Here is a 20,076-nt window from a genome sequence, read left to right on the forward strand (position 1 = left end):
CAGTCCGCGCATGCAAATTAATCGACAGAGCAGTTCTGTTGAAATTTTTCCTGACCCGGAAAATTTCTCAGAACAAAATCCAGCTGAAATTCAGGCTCCCCGGGTCTGGTAAACTACGAAGCTTATGACCTGAATCACACCCCGGAGAGGTGGCAGAGTGGTCGAATGTACCTGACTCGAAATCAGGCGTACCGCAAGGTACCGAGGGTTCGAATCCCTCCCTCTCCGCCAATGAAAAAGCCCCGCATCGCGGGGCTTTTTGCTTTGTTCGTCGAGCCGCTGCCTGCTTGCAGCGGCTGCCCGAGCGGGCCTCAAGCCGGGGTCAGTCGCTCGAGACCACCCATGTAGGGCCGCAGGGACTCGGGGATCGTCACGCTGCCGTCGGCGTTTTGGCCGTTTTCCAGCACCGCTACCAGCGCCCGGCCCACCGCCAGCCCTGAACCGTTGAGGGTGTGCACCAGTTCGTTTTTGCCCTGGGCGTTCTTGAAACGCGCCTGCAGGCGCCGGGCCTGAAAGGCTTCGCAGTTGGAGACCGAACTGATTTCGCGGAAGGTCCCTTGCGCCGGCACCCACACTTCCAGATCGTAGGTTTTGCTGGCGCCAAAACCCATGTCGCCCGTGCACAGGCTCATGACGCGGTAGGGCAAGCCCAGTTTTTGCAGCACCGCTTCGGCATGGCCGGTCATGGCTTCGAGCGCTTCGTGGCTTTTTTCAGGATGAACGATCTGCACCATTTCAACTTTGTCGAACTGGTGCTGGCGGATCATGCCGCGGGTGTCGCGCCCGGCGCTGCCGGCTTCCGAGCGAAAGCACGGCGTGTGCGCGGTCATTTTGATGGGCAGGTCGGACTCGGCGAGCACGGTGTCGCGCACGACGTTCGTCAGCGTGACTTCGGAAGTCGGGATCAGATACAGCGCCTGCGTATCGGGCACCTCTTCCCCATCTTGTCCGCCCTTTTTTACAGCGAAAAGGTCGGCCTCAAATTTGGGCAGCTGCCCGGTGCCGCGCAAGGTTTCGGCGTTGACGATGTAGGGCGTGTAGCACTCGGTGTAGCCGTGGTCCTGCGTTTGCATGTCGAGCATGAACTGCGCGAGCGCACGGTGCAAACGAGCGATGGGGCCGCGCATGAAGGTGAAGCGTGAGCCAGCCAGCTTGGCGCCGGTGTCAAAGTCCAGGCCCAGCTTTTCGCCGATGTCGACATGGTCGCGCACCGGAAAATCAAACGCCCGGGGGCTGCCCCAGCGGCGCACTTCAACGTTACCGTCTTCGCCCGCGCCCACCGGCACACTCTCGTGGGGCAGGTTGGGCACGGCGAGCAACAGGCTTTGCAGCTCGGCTTGCAGCGTTTCCAGTCGCGCGGCAGAAGCTTCCAGCTCGGTCTTGATCGCGCCCACCTGGGCCATCACCGCGTCGGCCTCGGCGAGTTGGCCTTTGCCTTTGAGCATGCCAATCTGTTTGGACAGGCTGTTGCGCTGGCTTTGAAGCTCTTCGGTGCGGGTCTGCAGGGTTTTGCGCTCGGCCTCCAGCGCGCGGAAAACGGCCACATTCAGAAAGGCCTGGGGTTGTTTGCGGGTCTCAAGCCGGGCAATCACGGCGTCGAGGTCTTTTCTCAGGTGAACGATGTCTAGCATGGTGGGATTGTAGTTTTGGGGTGCCGGAGCCTGACAAGGCCCGGGGTCAGCGCAGGTGTTCGAGCGCGGCGCCCTCTTCGCCGTCGATCTTCAGGCCTTTGGGCTGCGGGAATTTGATGGTTTCGGTGAGTCCGTCCATGGTGCGGACCGAGATGGCGCCCAGCGCCTTGATGCGGTCAATCACCTGGCGCACCAGGATTTCAGGCGCCGATGCACCCGCCGTGAGGCCGACGCGGGTCTTGCCTTCAAACCACTCGGCGCGCAGCTCGTCTGCACTGTCCACCATGTGGCTGGTCGTCCCGAGTTTGATGGCGACTTCGCGCAGGCGGTTGCTGTTGGAGCTGGTGGGGCTGCCCACCACAATCACAATGTCAACCTGCGGGCTGAGCAGCTTGACGGCGTCCTGCCGGTTTTGAGTGGCGTAACAAATGTCTTGCTGCTTGGGCTCGCGCACCAGCGGAAAGCGGGCTTTCACGGCCGCGAGGATCACGGCCGCGTCGTCCACAGACAGCGTGGTTTGCGTCACCACCGCCAGCCGGGTTTCTTGCATGGGGACGACCCGTGCCACATCGGCCACGTCTTCGACCAGGTGAATGCCACTGTCAAGCTGGCCCATGGTGCCTTCCACTTCGGGGTGCCCCTTGTGGCCGATCATGATGAACTCGTAGCCCTCGCGGTGCAGCTTGGCCACTTCCACATGCACCTTGGTCACCAGGGGGCAGGTCGCGTCAAACACATGAAACCCGCGCTGCTGCGCTTCCTGCTGCACCGCTTTGCTGACGCCATGCGCTGAAAAAACCAGGGTGGCGCCCGGGGGCACGTCTGACAGCTCTTCGATGAAGATCGCCCCTTTGGCCTTCAGGTCGTTCACCACATAGGTGTTGTGCACGATCTCATGGCGCACATAAATGGGTCGACCAAACTTGGCCAGCGCGCGCTCCACAATCTCGATGGCGCGGTCCACACCGGCACAAAAACCGCGCGGCTCGGCCAACAGAATTTCAACGTCGCCGCCAGCGCTTGATGGTTCGGAGCCGGCCGCAAATTTGCTGGGTTCATCGGCCATCACAGCACCCCGATCAGTTGCACTTCAAACTGCACCGGCTGCCCGGCCAGCGGGTGGTTGAAGTCAAACAACACCGCGCCGTCTTCACGCACCTCTACCGCTGAGCCGGCGTAGCTGCCCAGACCGTCCGGTGTGGGGAACTGCACCACGTCACCGGGCACGTACTGCTCGTGTGGGTCACCGAGTTCGTTGAGCAGCTTGCGCGCTACCCACTGCACCATCTCGGGCTGGCGCTCGCCAAAGGCCTCACCGTCGTCGAGCTCAATCACATGCCGGCTGCCCTCCTCCAGGCCAATTAAGCGCTGTTCAATGGCAGGCGACAGCTGCCCAGACCCCAGGCTGAGCGTGGCGGGCTGACCATCAAACGTGTCGATGATGACCTGCCCCCCGGGCCCCGACATGCGGTAATGCAGAGTGAGAAAAGAGCCTTCTTGGACGTGGGACATGCGAAGCCAATGTGGTGAATTCAGGGGTCTGCCGTGCAAAGCGCCACAAGGGCCACCGAAAGCGCGCGACAGGAAAGTGGCCCTATTGTAAAAAGTGGGCTGGATCAGGGAGAAAAAACAATGGATAGCCTTTTGACGTCCGGGCTGAAGAGCCTGCCCAGCGACGCGCGTCCGCGCGAAAAGCTGCTGGCCCGAGGCCCCGGCGCGCTCAGCGACGCCGAGTTGCTGGCCTTGTTGTTGCGCACCGGCATACCGGGCAAACACGTGGTGCAGCTGGCGCAAGAGCTGCTGGACCGCTTTGGTGGCGTGGGTGGCCTGCTGCACACCGGCGCCGAAGCGCTCAAGGTGATCAAAGGCCTGGGGCCCGCCAAACGGGCCGAAGTGGTGGCGGTGCTGGAACTGGCGCGGCGCGCCCTGGCCCAGGAACTCAAGCTCAAACCGCTGTTTGACAGCCCACAAGCGGTGCGCGATTACCTGCAACTGCAGCTGGGGGCGCGGGCTCACGAGGTGTTCGCGGTGATGTTTCTGGACAGCCAGAACCGGCTGATCGAGCTGGAAGAGTTGTTTCGGGGCACCCTCACGCAAACCAGCGTGTACCCGCGCGAGGTGGTGTTGCGCGCCCTGCACCACCACGCCGCGGCCGTGGTGCTGGCACACAACCACCCCAGCGGCACGGCCCAGCCTTCCCGGGCCGACGAAGCGCTCACCCAGACTCTGAAAGCGGCGCTGTCGCTGGTGGACGTGCGGGTGCTGGACCACTTCATCGTGACCCGCGAGCAGGCAGCGTCCATGGCTGAAATGGGCCTGATCTGACCGCGAAAGCCTGCACTGCGCGACAATGCGGCGCATGAAAGTGCATGCGTTCGCCGACCTCAAAACGCTCCAACGCGTGATGAACGAGCGCGCTGCGGTGCGAGCCGCAGCGCTCGAAGCCGCACGCGCAGCCCGCTTGAGGCGGGAGCGCGAACAACGCTTGTTTGAACTCGCGGTGGGCCCGGTGCAACCCATTGCCCACGGCGGGCGTATCGCGCCCCGGCCTGTGGCGGTGGAGCCCCTGCCGGTGCAGCGCTTGCGGGACGAGGCGTCTGTCATGCGCGAAGCCCTGTCAGACGAATTTGACGTGGAAACCCTGCTGCACACCGACGACTTGCTGAGCTACCGCCTGCCCGGCTTGGGCTCGGACGTGGTTCGCAAGCTGCGCGAAGGCCGCTGGAGCATTCAGCGCCAGATCGACCTGCACGGACTGCGCACCGACGAAGCGCGCGAGGCGCTGGGCCTGTTTGTGCGGGAATCGCACCAGCTGGGGCTGCGCTGCGTGCGCGTGGTGCACGGCAAAGGGCTGGGCTCGCCCGGGCGCACACCGGTGCTCAAGGGCCGTGTGCTGCGCTGGCTGGTGCAAAAGTCGGAGGTGATGGCGTTTGTGCAGGCCCGCCCGGCCGAGGGCGGTGCGGGCGCCTTGGTCGTGTTGCTGCAGCCGGTGCAGCAACCGCACCGGCTCCCCGCACGCGCAGCACCTACCTGATTTGCGCCAGCAACCGGCGCACCGCCATGCGAAACGGCACCAGCGCCAGCAAGGCCAGCGAGAGTTTGACCATCCAGTCGGCCGCTGCCAGCGACACCCACAGCGGCGCCAGCGGTCCCATGCCCAGCATGGGCAACACTTCGTTGGCCCAGCTCACGTCATTGGCGGGCTCAAGCCACACCAGGGAGGCAGAAAAGGCGAGCGAGAAAAACAGCGCCGTGTCGATGGAGGCGCCCACCAGCGTAGAAACGAGTGGCGCACGCCACCAGCTGCCCTGGCGCAAGCGGTCAAAAATGGACACGTCCAGCAACTGAGCGACCAGAAAAGCCACCCCGGAAGCCAGCGCAATGCGCAGCGTAACCAGCGGGCCGGCCTCGCCCACAATCTGGCTGCCCACCAGGGAGCACAAGAGCCCGATGAAAAAGCCCGCCAGCACCACCTTGCGCGCGGCCTTCGGGCCGTGCACAAAGTTGACCAGATCGGTCACGAGAAAGGCCAGCGGGTAGGTGAAGGCGCCCCAGGTCAGCCATTGGCCAAACAGGAACTGCACCAAAATATTGGAGGCCAGCACGATGGCCGCCATGGCCAGAATGCCGGGGAGAAGAAACGTCATGGAGGTTTGCGCGTGATGCCGTGGGCGGGGCCACCCACACAGCAGCCGGATTATGGCGTGTTGCGCATCCAGTCTGCCGTCTGGAAAAAGCTGGTTTTCAGGCGCTCGCGCAGCACCGGGTCCACACCGGTTTCACCCATAGCCTGGTCCATGCAAGCCAGCCATTGGTCGCGCTCCTGAATGCCAATGGAAAACGGCATGTGGCGCATGCGCAGGCGCGGGTGCCCAAACCGCTCGGTGTAGTGCTGCGGGCCACCCAGCCAGCCACACAGAAACCAAAAGAGCTTGTCCCGCGCGTCGTCCAGCGTGCTGCCGTGGGCCACGCGCAGTTCGTGGTAGCCAGACTCAATGTCCATCAGGTCGTAAAAGCGGTCAACCAGCGCGCGCACGCGCGCTTCGCCCCCCATCCATTCAAACGGGGTGGCGGGCGCGCTGTCATGGCTTTCTTCGGTAGATGGCGTATTCATGGCGGTATTGTCGTGCGTCAAACGGTCACTCAGGCGGTCGCCTTGCGCAGCGTTTCCACCACTGGCGTGCGCAACACGCTGCGCAAGCCCCACCACCCGGCGGCGAGAGCCAGCAGCGCGCCTGCCAGGCTACCGGCCAGCGGCACCCACAGCGAGGCGGTCCAGGCGAATTCAAAAACGAACCGTGCCAGGGCCCAGCCCACGATCACCGCGACCACCGAGGCCAGGAAGCCGGCGAGCAAGCCCACCCCCAGCAGCTCGATGCGCTGCACCTGGCGCAACAGCGCCGAACCCGCGCCCACCGCCCGCAAAATAGCGAACTCGCGCTCGCGCTCACCGCGGGTGGCGGTGATGGCCGCCAGCAGCACCACCAAGCCTGCGGCCAGCGTGAAGGCAAACAAAAACTCCACCGCACCAATGACCTGCCCCAGCACGCGCTGCACTTGGGCAATGGTCTGGCTCATGTCCACGTTGGTGATGTTGGGAAACTGCCGCACCAAGGTGTTGTCAAACTGGGTGTTGCCCTCAGGCGCCTGAAAAGCGCTGATGTAGGTCACGGGCACATTGGGCACCTGGGCCACGGGGAACACCACAAAGAAGTTGACGCGCATCGAACCCCAGTCCACCTTGCGCAGGCTGGTGATGGTGCCCTCGCTCACCTGCCCGGCGATGTCAAAGCCCAGCCGGTCGCCGAGCTTTAGGCCCAGCGTTTCGGCCAGGCCCTCTTCCACACTCAGGCCGTCGGCTTCGTTGTCGGTCCAGCGCCCAGCCACCACCGGGTTGTGTTCGGGCAGCGTGGCGGTGCTGGACAGGTTGAACTCGCGGTCCACCAGCCGCTGGGCGCGGTCGCCCACAAAGCTTTCGGGGTTCACCGGCTCACCATTGATGCGCACCAGCCGGCCCCGGATCATGGGGTACCAGTCAAAGCGCTCCACCCCGGCCTGCCGAAGCGCCTGCTGAAAAGCTTCGCCCTGCTCGGGCTGGACGTTGATGACAAAGCGGTTGGGCGCGTCGGGCGGCGTGGCATTGCGCCAGCTGGAAATGAGGTCGGTACGCAGCAGCACCAGCAGCACCAGAGCCAGCAAGCCCACCGCCAGCGCGCTGATCTGAACCACCGCGTAAGCCGGGCGGGCCGAGAGCTGACGCGTGGCCATGACCAGCGCGCGCGGCGCGGTGGCCTCGTTCACACTGGCGCGCAGCAAGCGCACGGCCGCGTAGCTGACCACCGCAAACAGCAGCACCGCCGCAGCAAAGCCGCCCACGGCGATCGCGCCGAGCAACAGGTCGCGGCTGGCGGCCAGCAGCAAGGCGGCAAAACCCGCCACGCCCAGCCCCAGCACCGCCAGCGTGGCGGGCTTGAGCTGGCCCACGTCGCGCCGGATCACTCGCAGCGGTGGCACCTGTGCCAGCTGCAACACCGGTGGCAAGCCAAAAGCCATCATCAGCGTGAGGCCCATGCCCAAACCCAAAAACACCGGGTTCAGGCTCGGAGCGGGCAGCGCAGCGTCCACCAAACCGGCCAACAGCAGCACAAACGCGTGGTGCACGCCGTAACCCAGCGCCACGCCCACGGCACTGGCCATCAAACCCACCAGCGCAAATTCAAGTGTGTAGGCGCGCGCCATGGTGGCTTGCGACAGCCCGAGCACGCGCAACATGGCGCAATCGTCCAGGTGGCGCTGGGCAAAACCACGCGCCGCAATGGCCACGGCCACCGCGCACAGCAGCGCGGCGAGCAGGGCCACCAGGTTCAAAAATTTCTCGGCGCGGGCCAGCGTTTGCTGCATTTCGGGGCGCCCGCCCTCCAGCGACTCCAGCCGCAGCCCGCGCACGCCGGGCTTTTCGACCTCCAGCTCAGCCCACCGCACAAACTGCGCCACGCCCGCATCGGGCCCCGCCACGGCCAGCCGGTAGGTCAGGCGGCTAGCCGGCTGCACCAGGCCGGTGGCCGGCAAATCGGCACTGTTGATCATGACGCGCGGCGCAAAGCTCATGAAACCGGCGCCCCGGTCGGGCTCGACCACGATCACTTTCGACAGGGTGAACGACGCGTCACCCAGCAACAAGGGCTGACCCATCTGCAGGTTCAAGGCCACCAGTAGGGCAGCGTCCACCCAGGCGGTGCCGGGGGCCGGTATGTCGCGTGTGGCCTCGTCAGCAGTCTGCGGTGCCGGCGCTACCCGCAGCGTGCCGCGCAGCGGGTAGCCCTCGCCCACAGCTTTCAAGGCCACCAGACGTGCAGCGCCACCGGCTTCTTCAGGCGCCCGGCCCATGGTGGGGAAGCCCAGTGTCTGGGTGGTTTGCAAGCCCAGCGCCAGCGCCTGTTGCTCAATGGTGGGGGGCGGCTGGTTGTCGCTGCTGATGACGGCATCGCCACCGATCAGCGCGCGAGCGTCTCGCGCCAAGCCGTTTTGCAGCCGGTCGGCGAAAAAACCCACCGCCGTCAGAGCCGCCACGGCCAGCGTGACCGCCAGCACCAACAGCCGCAACTCGCCAGCACGCCAGTCGCGCCACAGCGAGCGCCAGCCCAATTGAACAAATGAAGGGGGTCGAGATTCCATGCGCCAACCTTAACGCATAGGCGCTGTCGGCATCACCCCCGACGAGCAATCCCGCAGTGGGCCACCTGTAAATCCATCCGAGTCAACCCGGCGCGACATGCCCCAAAACCCAGAACGCAGTGGAGCTGGCTACAAGCAGTGAGCCAGCGATGGGGGGTGTTCCTACTTCGTTCCAAAAATACGGTCTCCCGCATCGCCCAGACCCGGCACGATGTAGCCGTGCTCGTTCAGGCCACGGTCCACGGCCGGGGTGTAGATCGGCACATCGGGGTGGTGGTCGTGAAAGTTTTTGATGCCCTCGGGGCACGAAACCAGGCACACGAAACGGATCGAGCGGGGATTGGTCTGCTTCAACCGGTCAACCGCCCACACCGCCGAGTTACCAGTGGCCAGCATCGGGTCCAGCACGATCACGTCGCGCTCATCCATGCCGCTGGGCATCTTGAAGTAATACTCCACCGCCTTGAGCGTGACCGGGTCGCGGTAAAGACCGATGTGGCCCACACGCGCAGCGGGCAGCACCTGCAGCATGCCGTCCAGAAAGCCGTTGCCCGCCCGCAGGATGGACGCCAACACCACCTTTTTGCCGTCGATGATGCGCGAGGTCATCTTCTCCAGTGGCGTCTCAATCTCCACCTCCTGCATCGGCATGTCGCGCGTCAGCTCGTAGGCCAGCAAGATGCTGATCTCGTGCGCCAGTTCGCGAAAGCTCTTGGTGCTGGTGTCTTTGCGGCGCATCAGCGTGAGTTTGTGCTGCACCAACGGGTGGTCAACGAGGTGGACGTCTCGGCTCATGGGGGTTCTTTCAAGAAACGATGGGGAAACGCCAACGACGGGCACAGCCCGTGTGGCGCTCAGAAGTGGATGAAGTTTATGCCCGAACCCGGGCTGGGTCGCCACGCCGTGGCTGCGACAGGTGCGCTCAAGCCGCGCTGTGGTCCACGGCGGCAGCGACAGGAGAGGCTGGCGGCACAGCGTCGAGCAACAATCGCTGGGCATGCGCGTAACAAAGAAAACGCTTGTTGGTGGCACGGCCCACAGCGCACAAGCCCACACGCTGGGCCACGTCCAGACCCATTTGGGTGATGCCGCTGCGCGAAACAACCACCGCCACGCCCATCTGGGCCGACTTGATCACCATTTCGCTGGTCAGCCGCCCCGTGGTGTAAAAAACATGCTCCACCCGCTCGGCCGCTGGACGCTGCTGCAGCGCCATCCAGCCGGCAATGGTGTCCACCGCGTTGTGCCGGCCCACGTCTTCCACAAACAGTTGCAGCGCGTCGCCCCGAAACAAGGCACAAGCGTGCACCGAGCCGGCCGATTTGTAGGTGCTTTCCTTCAGGCGAATCGCATTCAAAATGCCATACAGCTGCGACTGGCGCAGCACCGCTTCAGCCGGCAGTTGGATGCTGTCCACCTCGTCCATGAGGTTGCCAAACACGCTGCCCTGCCCGCAGCCGGTGGTGACCACGCGCTTGGACGTGCGCTCTTCAATGCGGTCAATGCCGTGGCGTGTCTTGACCGACGCGGCGCCTACATCCCAGTCCACGGTGATGGACTCGATTTCTGCTACCGAGGCAATCAGGCGCTGGTTGAGCAAGTAACCCAACACCAGCCATTCGGGGTGAGCGCCCAGCGTCATGAGTGTGACAAGTTCACGCTTGTCCACATAGACCGTGAGATCGCGCTCTGCAGGAATGGACACCAAGCTGCTGAGCCCGAACTCGTTGAGCACAGCCACTTCCTGGGTCAGCGGGGCTCGGGCGTGGGTGAGCTGGGGCAAGGACGCCTCAGCAGCCAGATCGCGGTGCTGGACTGCGCTCGGGTTTTGGACGGTTGGCATGGTTTCGGTCAGTCTCATGAATTACAAACGCTGTGCAGTATGAACCGCCGTGAGAAGGCAGTAAAAAAGCAGGCCAAGGCGTCACTCGGCTCAACCCGTAACCCCAGCAAAAAGGGCCCAGAGGGCCCCTTTTGTGCTTGTCAGCGTGCTTCAGAGGCTATCAGGACTTCGCAGCCACCGCCGCTGGCGCCACTGGCACGAAAGGACCCGGGTCCACACAAGCGGGGGCTGCTTGGGCCGGCTTGACAGACTTACCCGCCGCCGAGGCAGTCTTGAAATAGTGGCCTGCAGCACGGTCCATAGAACGGCACAGCTGGAAGGCCGCGACCTTGTTGCCATGTGCAGTTTTGGCAGCAGCCTCTGCCGCCTTGGCTTTAGCTTCGTCGGTCAATACCGGCACAGGCAGCTTGGCGTGTGCGGCAAAGGCCAGCAGCACCGATGTGCAAATGAGAAAGCGTTTCATGATCTTCCTTGACAAATGAGGTCGTTCAAGCCTTGACGGGCTGGCTGGCCACAGCCCCGGCGGGGCTGTTGGCGCTGCGCTGAGCAGGAATCTTGCCGGCCTTGATGTCGTCGTACCAGAGCTCGTGGTGTTCCTTGGCCCAGGTTTCGTCGACATAACCCGTTTTCATGGCTTTGTAGGCGCCGTCCATACCCAGCGTGCCCATGTAGATGTGACCCATGAACATCGCCATCATCAGCACAGAGGCAGCGCCGTGGATCATGTGCGCCACCTGCATGTTGGCGCGGGTGTACTCCACTGCGGGGACGATCTTGTCCAGAAACACCCCCGAGCCCACCACCAGCAAACCGAACAGGAACACGCCCGACCAAAACAGCACCTTTTCACCCGCATTGAAGCGGTGTGAAGGCACCTCATGCCCGCCAAACAGACCACCGCCCTTGAGCAACCAGGTGATGTCTTCTTTGCTGGGCAGGTTGTCGCGTGCAAAGGTGACGATGACCACCACCAGAGACACAGCAAACAGCGGCCCGGTGAAGTTGTGCACGTTTTTCAGCGCATAAGCCAGCCAGCCAAACAAGGTGCTGCCAATGACGGGCAGCAAGAAGAACTTGCCAAACGCCATGATGATGCCGGAGACGGCCAGGACCACGAAGGCAATGGCGTTGACCCAGTGCGCTGCGCGTTCCACGTAAGTGAAGCGCTCGATCACTCGGCCGGTTTCCTTGCCATGCAGCGGGATGCTGCCCTTGCCCATGTAAAACAGGCCAATGGCTACCGCCACGATGATCAGCAACGAACCACCGTAAGGGATCAGCCAGTCGTTGCGCACCTGGCGCCAGGCTTCACCCGCATTGGTCAGGCGGGAGCCGGGGTACTGCACAAAGCCCTGAATCAGGTTGCCCGATTCGGGATAAGGCAGGCTGCTGTAGCCGGTGACACCCTTGCCCACGTCGCGCCACATGGGTGCGTTGTTGCCGGGCTGCACCTGCTTGCGCTCGGCGTTGGTCTGGCCGGCATAGTTGGGGTCGGTGCTCGCATCGGGTGCAATTTCAAAGATGTTTGCACTGCGGATACCACCGGTTTCAGCCGGCGCCACCACCGCTGCCGGGGGCGCTGGGTCATCGGGTACAGGCTCTACCTTGAGCGCCTGCGCGCTGGCCCAGCTGCTGCTCAAAGCCAACAAAGCCACCGCCCAGGTGCGCGGTGCCGTGAGTCGGCTGATCATGGAATTCGGGAACCATTGCATAAAGCGCTCCCTTTATTGATTGCTCATGCGGGTGTAGTCGTTTTGGCCGTACTGGGCACGGGTCTTCAACTGCTGTTCCCAGCTGTTGCGGTCGCCCGCTTTCCAGCCGCCCTGCGCGTACTGGCTGGAGCCCACGCCTGTGTAGGGCGCGCCGTCCTGCTTGACGCCAGAGCCACTGCTTTCCTGCGGCTGATCGCCACAGGCAGACAGAGCCACCACAGCTGCCGCCACGGCAGCAAGAGTCAGGGTGCGCTTGATCATGATTTGGCTCCTTGTGCGGTACCGTACGCTGTGCCCCAGCCCCACACCTCGGCGCCTTTGCCGCGGCGCAGCACACGGCTGCGGAAAATGTCGGCCACCACGTCGCCGTCGCCGGCGAGCAGTGCCTTGGTCGAGCACATCTCGGCGCAGGCGGGCAGCTTGCCTTCGGCCAGGCGGTTACGACCGTATTTTTCAAACTCATCCTGGCTGCCGTGGTCTTCGGGGCCACCGGCGCAGAAGGTGCACTTGTCCATCTTGCCGCGCACACCAAAAGTGCCGTTGCTAGGGAACTGAGGTGCGCCAAACGGACAGGCGTAAGAGCAGTAGCCACAGCCAATGCACACATCCTTGTCGTGCAGCACCACGCCTTCGTCGGTGCGGTAGAAGCAGTTGACCGGGCACACCGCCATGCAGGGTGCGTCGCTGCAATGCATGCAGGCCACCGAGATCGACTTTTCACCCGGCACGCCGTCGTTGAGGGTGACCACGCGGCGGCGGTTCACACCCCAAGGGACTTCGTGTTCGTTCTTGCAAGCCGTGACGCAACCGTTGCATTCAATGCAGCGCTCGGCATCACAAATAAATTTCATTCGTGCCATTTGTCAGCTCCTCAAGCGCGTTCGACGTTACAGACCGTGGTCTTGGTTTCCTGCATCATGGTCACGATGTCGTAACCATAGGTGGTGGCAGTGTTGACCGCTTCACCACGCACCACTGGCATCGCGCCGTCTGGGTAGTAGGGCTTCATGTCTTCACCTTGCCAGCGGCCCGAGAAGTGGAACGGCAGGAACACCGTGTCGGGCGCCACGCGCTCGGTCACCAGCGCCTGAACATTGAGGCGTGCACCGGTCGGGCTGCTCACCCACACGCGCTCGCCATTGCGAATGCCGCGCTCGGCCGCTGCTTTCGGGTTGAGCTCGACAAACATTTCCTGCTGCAACTCGGCCAGCCAAGGGTTGGAACGGGTCTCTTCGCCGCCGCCCTCGTACTCCACCAAACGGCCGGAGGTCATGATCAGCGGGAATTTTTCGTAAACCTTGTCGTCCACGTTCTTCTGCTGCAACGATTTGTAGAGCACCGGCAGACGCCAGCGGGTCTTCTGGTCGTCGTGGCTGGGGTACTTGGCCACCAGATCAGGGCGCGTGCCATAAATCGGCTCGCGGTGCTGCGGGATGGCGTCGGGGAAGTTCCACACCACGGCGCGCGCCTTGGCGTTGCCAAACGGATGGCAGCCGTGGGCCATGGTCACGCGTTGAATGCCGCCAGACAGGTCGGTCTTCCAGTTCTTGCCTTCGGCCGCTGTTTTCTCAGCGTCGGTCAGGTCGTCCCACCAGCCCAGCTTCTTCAGCAAGACGTGGTCGAACTCGGGGTAGCCGGTGGTGATCTCCGAGCCCACCGAGTGCGAACCGTCTTCGGCCAACAGAGTGGCGCCTTCGCGCTCCACGCCGAAGTTGGCGCGGAAGTTACCGCCGCCGTCCATCACGTGTTTGGAGGTGTCGTAGAGGTTGGGCGAGCCAGGGTGCTTGATGGCGGCGGTGCCGTAGCAAGGCCAAGGCAGGCCAAAGTAGTCACCGCTCATGTCGTAGCCGGTTTCCTTGTCCACCACTTTGCCCTTGCACTTGAGCGTCTTCACATCGAAGGCGTTCATGTTGCGCATGTGGGCCTTGAGGCGCTCAGGGCTCTGGCCGGTGTAGCCAATGGTCCAGACCGAGGCGTTGATTTCGCGCAGGATGTCTTCGACCACGGGCTCGTCCATGCCCTTGACTTTCTGCATCTTGTAGTTCTTGGACAGCTCGGCGGCGAAGCCCAGCTTTTCAGCGAACTGGTGCATGATCATGTGGTCGCTGCGGCTTTCCCACAGCGGCTCGATCACTTTTTCACGCCACTGCAACGAGCGGTTAGAAGCCGTGCAAGAGCCACTGGTTTCAAACTGCGTGGCGGCTGGCAACAGGTACACCGCGCGGTTGGGGTTCTGGTCTTCGGGCTTGCCGGGCATCGCCGCCATGGAGGCTGTGGCCGACGGGTACGGGTCCACCACCACCAGCAGGTCGAGCTTGTCCATAGCCCGCTTCATCTCCAGACCACGGGTCTGCGAGTTGGGCGCGTGGCCCCAGAAGAACACACCACGCAGGTTCGCGTCCTGGTCGATCAGCTCGTTGTTCTCCAGCACACCGTCGATCCAGCGCGACACGGTGATGCCGGGCTTTTCCATGTTGCCGCCGGTGTACTTGGACTTGATCCACTCGTAGTCCACGCCCCAGACCTTGGCGAAATGCTTCCATGAGCCTGCCGCCAGACCGTAGTACCCGGGCAGCGAGTCGGGGTTGGGGCCGACGTCGGTGGCGCCCTGCACGTTGTCGTGGCCACGGAAGATGTTGGTGCCACCACCGCTCTTGCCCACGTTGCCCAGCGCCAGCTGCAAGATGCACGAGGCACGCACCATGGCGTTGCCAATGGTGTGCTGCGTCTGGCCCATGCACCAGACGATGGTGGCGGGCTTGGCTTCGGCCAGCATCTTGGCCACTTTGAACATTTGCGCTTCGGGCACGCCGCAAGCTTCTTCCACCTTGTCGGGTGTCCACTTGGCCAGCACGTCTTCACGCACTTTTTCCATGCCGTAGACACGGTCGTTCACGTACTGCTTGTCTTCCCAGCCATTTTTGAAGATGTGGTGCAGCAGGCCGAACAGGAACGGAATGTCGGTACCGGAGCGAATCCGCACGTACTCGTCGGCTTTGGCGGCCGTGCGGGTGAAGCGCGGGTCCACCACGATCATCTTGCAGCCGTTTTCCTTGGCGTGCAGCATGTGAAGCATGGAAACCGGGTGCGCCTCGGCGGCGTTGGAGCCGATGTACAACGCGCACTTGCTGTTCTGCATGTCGTTGTACGAGTTGGTCATGGCACCGTAACCCCAGGTGTTGGCAACGCCGGCCACCGTGGTGGAGTGGCAGATGCGGGCCTGGTGGTCGCAGTTGTTGGTGCCCCAGAAGCTCACAAACTTGCGCAACAGGTAAGCCTGCTCGTTGTTGTGCTTGGAGGAACCAACGAAGTACACCGAATCGGGGCCGCTGGCCTCTTTCAGCTCGTTCATCTTGGCGGTGATTTCGGTCAACGCGGTGTCCCAGCTGATGCGCTGGTACTTGCCGTTGACCAATTTCATGGGGTAGCGCAGGCGGTATTCGCCGTGGCCGTGTTCGCGCAGTGCCGCGCCCTTGGCGCAATGGGCGCCGAGGTTGATGGGGGAGTCGAACACCGGTTCCTGGCGCACCCAGACGCCGTTTTCCACGATCGCGTCGGTCGCGCAACCCACCGAACAGTGGGTGCAAATGGTGCGCTTGACTTCGATCGTGCCGGTGCCATCGATCGAACCGCCGGTGGCGGCCTTGGCTTTCTTCACCAGCGTGAGCTGGGTAGCCGCCAGACCGACGCCCACACCCAGACCCGAGCGGCGCAGAAAGCCGCGGCGGTCCATGGTGGGCAACGCCGCAGACAGGCCGCGCTGCAGGCTGTGGACAAATGAGGTGTGGGCACGGGCGCTTTGGGCGCCGGTGCCAGACGTTTTTTTGGTCAGCAACATGGTGGTCTCCTGCCTGCTCAGATCAGGGTGGTTTTGTAGTACTGCTTGACGTGTTCCGACAAGCTGTAGCCACCGCCTTTTTCAGGCGCTGGACGCGGCGCAACAGCAGCCGCTTCTTCGGTTTTCACGCGGGGAATGAGGACGGCGGCTGCGGCCAGCGCGCCAACGGTGCTGGCACCGGCGAACAAGGTACGGCGGCTCAGGCTGGTGCGGCCTTCGGTGGGCTCAGAAAGGGGCTTGCGCATGCGTGTCTCCTGGTTGAACAAACACCCTTTGCGAGCCAGGCGGCGGCGCATGTGGGCTTTTTGCATACGTGGAATCTAACCGCCGCACCGACTCCGCGCAAGCGGTGTATGGCGGTGCTGATTGGGGTTTGTACGGATAGAACCCTTGCGCAGCGAGCCGGCAGCGGGGCAGCCTGGCGCGCTTCCGAATTGATAGCCAGAAGCGTGCCATAAGACACCGCTTATAGAGATCCAACCCGCATGCAAACACCTGAAGGCTTGCTGCCACAGGCTTGCAGGGCAGAGTTCCTGCAAGGCACCGGCCGACCTTGCGGGATTACCCTGACAGCACAGCGGCATGGGCCGTCTGCGCATGCCCAGCGACGCGCAGCGTCGTGCGACAAGTTGTCGCACGTTGCGCGGTTTGTCGCACCGGTGAAATACCGCCAGCCACGTCGGATTTTCGGCAATACCCAAGTGATTTTGTAGGCTTCGTCCGTAGAATGCCGCCGGGTGGAACCGACCTTTTTTACCTCATCCCCCGAAAGACAACTGGAAGGCTGGCCCGACTGGTCGATCCTGATCGTGGACGATGAGCAGGGCATGCTGAACTTTTTGGTGAAAACGCTTGCGCCACGCTGCCAGCTGGTGATGAGCGCCGCCAGCGCTGAAGACGGCGCGCAATGGCTGCGAACGCACCATGTGGACCTGGTGATCCTGGACATTTCGCTGCCCGGCAAAAACGGCGTGACCTGGTTGAAAGAACTGCGCGAACAGGGCTTCAGTGGCGAGGTGATTTTGATCACCGCATTTGCCGACCTCGACACCGCCATCGAAGCCCTGCGCGCGGGCGCTTCCGACTTCATCTTGAAACCGTTTCGGGTGCCGCAAATCCTGAACGCCATCAAGCACTGCTACGAGCGCTCGCGCCTGCGGCGTGAAAACTTCGTGTTGCGCCGCGCCGTGGCCAGCGCACCCGGGCGCGGCCCAGCGCTGGTGGGCGCGTCCCCGGCCATGCAGCGCTTGCGCGAGTCCATCGAGCGGGTGGCGCCCGTCAACAGCACGGTGCTGTTGCAGGGCGAGTCGGGCACCGGCAAAGAGCTGGTAGCGCGCGAACTGCACGCCCAGAGCGCGCGCGCCATTGGGCCGTTTGTGCCGGTGAACTGCGCCGCGGTGTCGCCCGAGTTGATCGAGAGCGAGTTGTTTGGGCACGCCAAGGGCGCCTTCACCGGCGCTACGCGCGCGCGCGACGGCTTGTTTCACTACGCACAGGGCGGCACGCTGTTTCTCGACGAAATTGCCGAGCTGCCGCTGCCCATCCAGGCCACTCTGCTGCGGGCCATTGAAGACCTGAAAATTCGCCCGGTGGGCAGCGAACAGCTGATGCCGGTGAACCTGCGGATCATGGCCGCCACCAACCGCCGCCTGGCCGACGAAGTGGCCGCTGGGCGCTTTCGCAAAGACCTGTACTTTCGCCTGCAGGTGGTGGACCTGAGCCTGCCGCCCCTGCGGGAGCACAAGGAAGACATTGCCGAGCTGGTGGCGCATTTCATGGCGCAGCTGGCGCCCTCGCTGGGTGTGGAGCCCTTGCAGATCAGCCCCGAAGAAATGCGCTTTCTGGAGCAATACGACTGGCCCGGGAATGTGCGCGAACTGCGCAACCTGATCGAGCGCTCGCTGATTTTGGGCGTGCTCAACGTGTCGGCCTTGTACCCCAGCACCACCACGCCACGCAGCGGCCAGCCCGGCGCCAGTGGCCTGCCCACCGACCTGCACACGCTGGAAAAGCAGCATATCCTCTCCATCCTGGAGTCGGTGCACGGCGACAAAACCCGCGCGGCGCAGCTGCTGGGCGTGTCGCGCCGCACGCTGGAGCGCCGGGTGGCCGAGTGGGCGAGCGCGTGAAAGCACCCCCGCCGCGCTGCGCGCGACCACCTCCAGAGTGCGACCCGATGCGGCCCGCCCTGAGCTTGGCGAAGGGCGGTTCCGCCGGGTTCGTGGAACGGGCACTTCACGCCGGCGTTGACCCAACATGACGCGCCTCACACCCCGCTGGCTCGCCACCTCGGTGCGCAACAAGCTGCTGGCCATGGCGCTGCTGCCGCTGCTGGTGGCGTTTCCCCTGCTGGTGCTGGCGCTGGCCATTTGGGGCAACGTGGCCTACGACCGGCTGCTGATCACCAAGGTGCGCAGCGACCTGGCGGTGGCCCGCGGGTATTTTGACCAAGTGCTCACCGAAGTGGGCGCCGGTGCGCAGAGCGTGGCGAACTCGCAAGCCCTGTTTGCCGCCCTGCAGCAGCCCGCCGCCGCAGGCAACGACCTGCAGGCCCAGCTGACAACCGCCCGCGAGCGCCTGGGCCTGGACTTTCTGGTGCTGTACAGCCCGCAGGGCCTGGCACTGGCGCGCTCGGCGCCCGCCGGCGATGACGCCTATGCCCTAGAGGAAAAGCCCCGCATGCCGCGCGAGGTGCAGCAAGCGCTGCAAGACGACGGTTCACCCAGCAAGGCTTTGCTGATGGTGATGGCACCCGACGCGCTGGAGGCCTTGGCGCCGCACTTGCTGCCGCGCGTGCTGCTGCCCGTGGTGCCCACCCGCAACGCCGCGCCCACCGAGCGCACGCGGGAAGACCGCGCCATGGTGGTCGTGTCCACACTGCCGGTGCGCGACGCCACCGGGCGCACGCTGGCCCTGCTCACCGGCGGCCTGCTGCTGAACCAAAACCTCGACTTCATCGACCACATCAACCGCATCGTCTACCCCGACGGTTCGCTGCCCTTTGGCAGCCAGGGCACCGCCACCTTGTTTCTGGACGACGTGCGCATCACCACCAACGTGCGCCTGTTTCAAGACCAGCGCGCCATCGGCACCCGCGTGTCGCAAACCGTGCGCGACACGGTGCTGGGCCAGGGCAAGACCTGGCTGGACCGCGCCTTTGTGGTCAACGACTGGTATGTGTCCGCCTACGCGCCGCTGCTGGACGCCAACGCGCAGCGCGTGGGCATGCTGTATGTGGGCTACCTGGAAGCGCCGTTCCGGCAAGTGCGCTACGCCGTGCTGGCGGCCATGGGGCTTATTTTTCTGCTGGTCATGGCCCTGTCGGCCTGGTTTTCGGTGCGCTGGGCCCGCAGCATCTTCCAGCCGGTGGAGCGCATGAACCGCACCATGCAGCGGGTGGAAGAAGGCCAGGCAGAAGCCCGCGTGGGCACCCTGCCCGCCCGCGACGAACTGGGCGCGCTCGCCTCCCACCTGGACCAGCTGCTCGACGTGATCGACGACAAAACCCGCACCCTGCAACGCTGGGGCGACGAGCTGGACCACAAAGTGGCCGAGCGCACCCGTGAACTGGAGGCCAGCAACGCGTCGCTGCAGCTGGCCCAACAGCAACTGGTGAAAAGCGAAAAACTCGCCGCCATTGGCCAGCTCACCGCCAGCATCGCGCATGAAATCAACAACCCCATTGCGGTGATGCAAGGCAACCTGGACCTGATCCGCGAAACCCTGGGCAGCCACAGCCAACCCGTGCGCGGCGAACTGCGGCTGCTGGACGAACAAGTCGAGCGCATGCGCCTGATCGTCACCCAGCTGCTGCAATACGCCCGCCCCACCGAATACGCCGGCTACGTGGAAACGCTCGACCTGAACCGCACCGTAGACGACTGCCTGGTGCTGGTGGCCCACCTGCTGGCGCAGACCCGCATTGAAGTCCAGCGCGACCTGCAAGCCACCCAGCGCGTGGGCTTCAACCGGCAGGAACTGCAGCAGGTCATCATCAACCTGCTGATCAACGCCCTACAAGCCATGCCTACAGGCGGCGTGCTGCGGCTGGAAACCCGCAACTGCGTGATTTCAGCGGGCGACACGCCCAAGCCGGGCGCAGAGCTGTGCGTGGTGGACAGCGGCCCCGGCCTGGCGCCCGGCGTACAAGAGCGCCTGTTTCGCCCGTTCTTCACGACGAAAAACGACGGCAACGGCCTCGGCCTGTGGATCAGCATGGGCCTGCTGGAGCGCTACGGCGGCCACATAGAAGCCACCAACCGCCTCGACGGTACCGGCGCAGCCTTTACGGTGCAGCTGCTGACGGAACCGCAAGCGCCTGCGGCGGTGAATACGCGGGATGGGCGGCCGGGCGGGTGACAGGGGTGGTTTTTTGCG

18 protein-coding genes and 1 tRNA gene are annotated in these 20,076 nt (G+C 63.9%); 5 read left to right on the forward strand and 14 right to left on the reverse strand.

Going from position 1 to position 20,076, the window contains the following annotated elements; translation table 11 throughout:
• Window positions 1–143 precede the first annotated feature (143 nt).
• Window positions 144–231, forward strand: a tRNA-Ser gene (locus AC0GNR_RS14610).
• An 80-nt stretch (window positions 232–311) separates the two neighbouring features.
• Here AC0GNR_RS14610 and serS read toward each other — a convergent pair.
• The 3 genes from serS to AC0GNR_RS14625 are packed head-to-tail and all read right to left on the reverse strand — an operon-like array spanning window position 312 to window position 3,143.
• On the reverse strand, window positions 312–1,631 hold the full coding sequence (serS, locus tag AC0GNR_RS14615; protein WP_472901646.1) for a serine--tRNA ligase: 1,320 nt from the start codon (window positions 1,629–1,631) through the stop codon (window positions 312–314).
• Window positions 1,632–1,677: 46 nt separating this feature from the next.
• Window positions 1,678–2,697 (reverse strand): 4-hydroxy-3-methylbut-2-enyl diphosphate reductase, encoded by a 1,020-nt coding sequence (gene ispH / locus AC0GNR_RS14620; protein ID WP_472901647.1) that lies wholly within the window; start codon window positions 2,695–2,697, stop codon window positions 1,678–1,680.
• Window positions 2,697–3,143, reverse strand: coding sequence for an FKBP-type peptidyl-prolyl cis-trans isomerase (locus AC0GNR_RS14625; protein ID WP_472901648.1), 447 nt, complete (start codon window positions 3,141–3,143; stop codon window positions 2,697–2,699). Before AC0GNR_RS14625 ends, ispH begins: the two co-directional genes overlap by 1 nt.
• Window positions 3,144–3,263: 120 nt before the next feature.
• On the opposite strand from AC0GNR_RS14625, the gene radC reads away from it, so the two are divergent.
• The gene (gene radC, locus AC0GNR_RS14630; RefSeq protein WP_472901649.1) at window positions 3,264–3,956 is read left to right on the forward strand and encodes a RadC family protein; all 693 of its coding nucleotides are present in this window, start codon (window positions 3,264–3,266) and stop codon (window positions 3,954–3,956) included.
• Between the two features lie 25 nt (window positions 3,957–3,981).
• The gene (locus AC0GNR_RS14635; RefSeq protein WP_472901650.1) at window positions 3,982–4,665 is read left to right on the forward strand and encodes a Smr/MutS family protein; all 684 of its coding nucleotides are present in this window, start codon (window positions 3,982–3,984) and stop codon (window positions 4,663–4,665) included.
• Here AC0GNR_RS14635 and AC0GNR_RS14640 read toward each other — a convergent pair.
• The 11 genes from AC0GNR_RS14640 to AC0GNR_RS14690 all read right to left on the reverse strand — a co-directional run bounded on the left by AC0GNR_RS14640 (window position 4,658) and on the right by AC0GNR_RS14690 (window position 15,944).
• On the reverse strand, window positions 4,658–5,278 hold the full coding sequence (locus AC0GNR_RS14640) for a queuosine precursor transporter (RefSeq protein ID WP_472901651.1): 621 nt from the start codon (window positions 5,276–5,278) through the stop codon (window positions 4,658–4,660). The two genes, AC0GNR_RS14635 and AC0GNR_RS14640, sit on opposite strands and share 8 nt — an antisense overlap.
• A gap of 50 nt (window positions 5,279–5,328) precedes the next feature.
• Window positions 5,329–5,745, reverse strand: coding sequence for a group II truncated hemoglobin (locus AC0GNR_RS14645; RefSeq protein WP_472901652.1), 417 nt, complete (start codon window positions 5,743–5,745; stop codon window positions 5,329–5,331).
• A gap of 29 nt (window positions 5,746–5,774) precedes the next feature.
• On the reverse strand, window positions 5,775–8,306 hold the full coding sequence (locus AC0GNR_RS14650) for an ABC transporter permease (protein ID WP_472901653.1): 2,532 nt from the start codon (window positions 8,304–8,306) through the stop codon (window positions 5,775–5,777).
• 162 nt (window positions 8,307–8,468) lie between these two features.
• Entirely contained in the window at window positions 8,469–9,101 is a 633-nt protein-coding gene (upp, locus tag AC0GNR_RS14655; RefSeq protein WP_472901654.1) for a uracil phosphoribosyltransferase, read from the reverse strand.
• Window positions 9,102–9,228: 127 nt separating this feature from the next.
• Window positions 9,229–10,149, reverse strand: coding sequence for a formate dehydrogenase accessory sulfurtransferase FdhD (locus AC0GNR_RS14660; protein WP_472901655.1), 921 nt, complete (start codon window positions 10,147–10,149; stop codon window positions 9,229–9,231).
• Between the two features lie 160 nt (window positions 10,150–10,309).
• Window positions 10,310–10,612: a hypothetical protein gene (locus AC0GNR_RS14665; RefSeq protein ID WP_472901656.1), complete on the reverse strand. Its 303-nt coding sequence runs from the start codon at window positions 10,610–10,612 to the stop codon at window positions 10,310–10,312.
• 25 nt (window positions 10,613–10,637) lie between these two features.
• The gene (locus AC0GNR_RS14670) at window positions 10,638–11,840 is read right to left on the reverse strand and encodes a formate dehydrogenase subunit gamma (RefSeq protein ID WP_472901657.1); all 1,203 of its coding nucleotides are present in this window, start codon (window positions 11,838–11,840) and stop codon (window positions 10,638–10,640) included.
• A gap of 33 nt (window positions 11,841–11,873) precedes the next feature.
• A complete protein-coding gene (locus AC0GNR_RS14675; RefSeq protein ID WP_472901658.1) occupies window positions 11,874–12,122 on the reverse strand; it encodes a hypothetical protein in 249 nt (82 codons plus the stop codon).
• Window positions 12,119–12,721 carry a formate dehydrogenase FDH3 subunit beta gene (gene fdh3B / locus AC0GNR_RS14680; RefSeq protein WP_472901659.1) on the reverse strand — a complete coding sequence of 201 codons (603 nt, stop codon included), beginning with the start codon at window positions 12,719–12,721 and terminating at the stop codon, window positions 12,119–12,121. Before fdh3B ends, AC0GNR_RS14675 begins: the two co-directional genes overlap by 4 nt.
• 11 nt (window positions 12,722–12,732) lie before the next feature.
• Window positions 12,733–15,699, reverse strand: a complete 2,967-nt coding sequence (locus tag AC0GNR_RS14685; RefSeq protein WP_472901660.1) for a formate dehydrogenase subunit alpha — start codon at window positions 15,697–15,699, stop codon at window positions 12,733–12,735.
• Between the two features lie 17 nt (window positions 15,700–15,716).
• A complete protein-coding gene (locus tag AC0GNR_RS14690; protein WP_472901661.1) occupies window positions 15,717–15,944 on the reverse strand; it encodes a formate dehydrogenase in 228 nt (75 codons plus the stop codon).
• A gap of 492 nt (window positions 15,945–16,436) precedes the next feature.
• On the opposite strand from AC0GNR_RS14690, the gene AC0GNR_RS14695 reads away from it, so the two are divergent.
• Both AC0GNR_RS14695 and AC0GNR_RS14700 read left to right on the forward strand, forming a co-directional pair.
• Window positions 16,437–17,828, forward strand: a complete 1,392-nt coding sequence (locus AC0GNR_RS14695; protein WP_472901662.1) for a sigma-54-dependent transcriptional regulator — start codon at window positions 16,437–16,439, stop codon at window positions 17,826–17,828.
• Between the two features lie 127 nt (window positions 17,829–17,955).
• Entirely contained in the window at window positions 17,956–20,058 is a 2,103-nt protein-coding gene (locus AC0GNR_RS14700) for a sensor histidine kinase (protein ID WP_472901663.1), read from the forward strand.
• Window positions 20,059–20,076 lie beyond the last annotated feature (18 nt).

Source organism: Hydrogenophaga sp. LT287 (assembly GCF_055702805.1).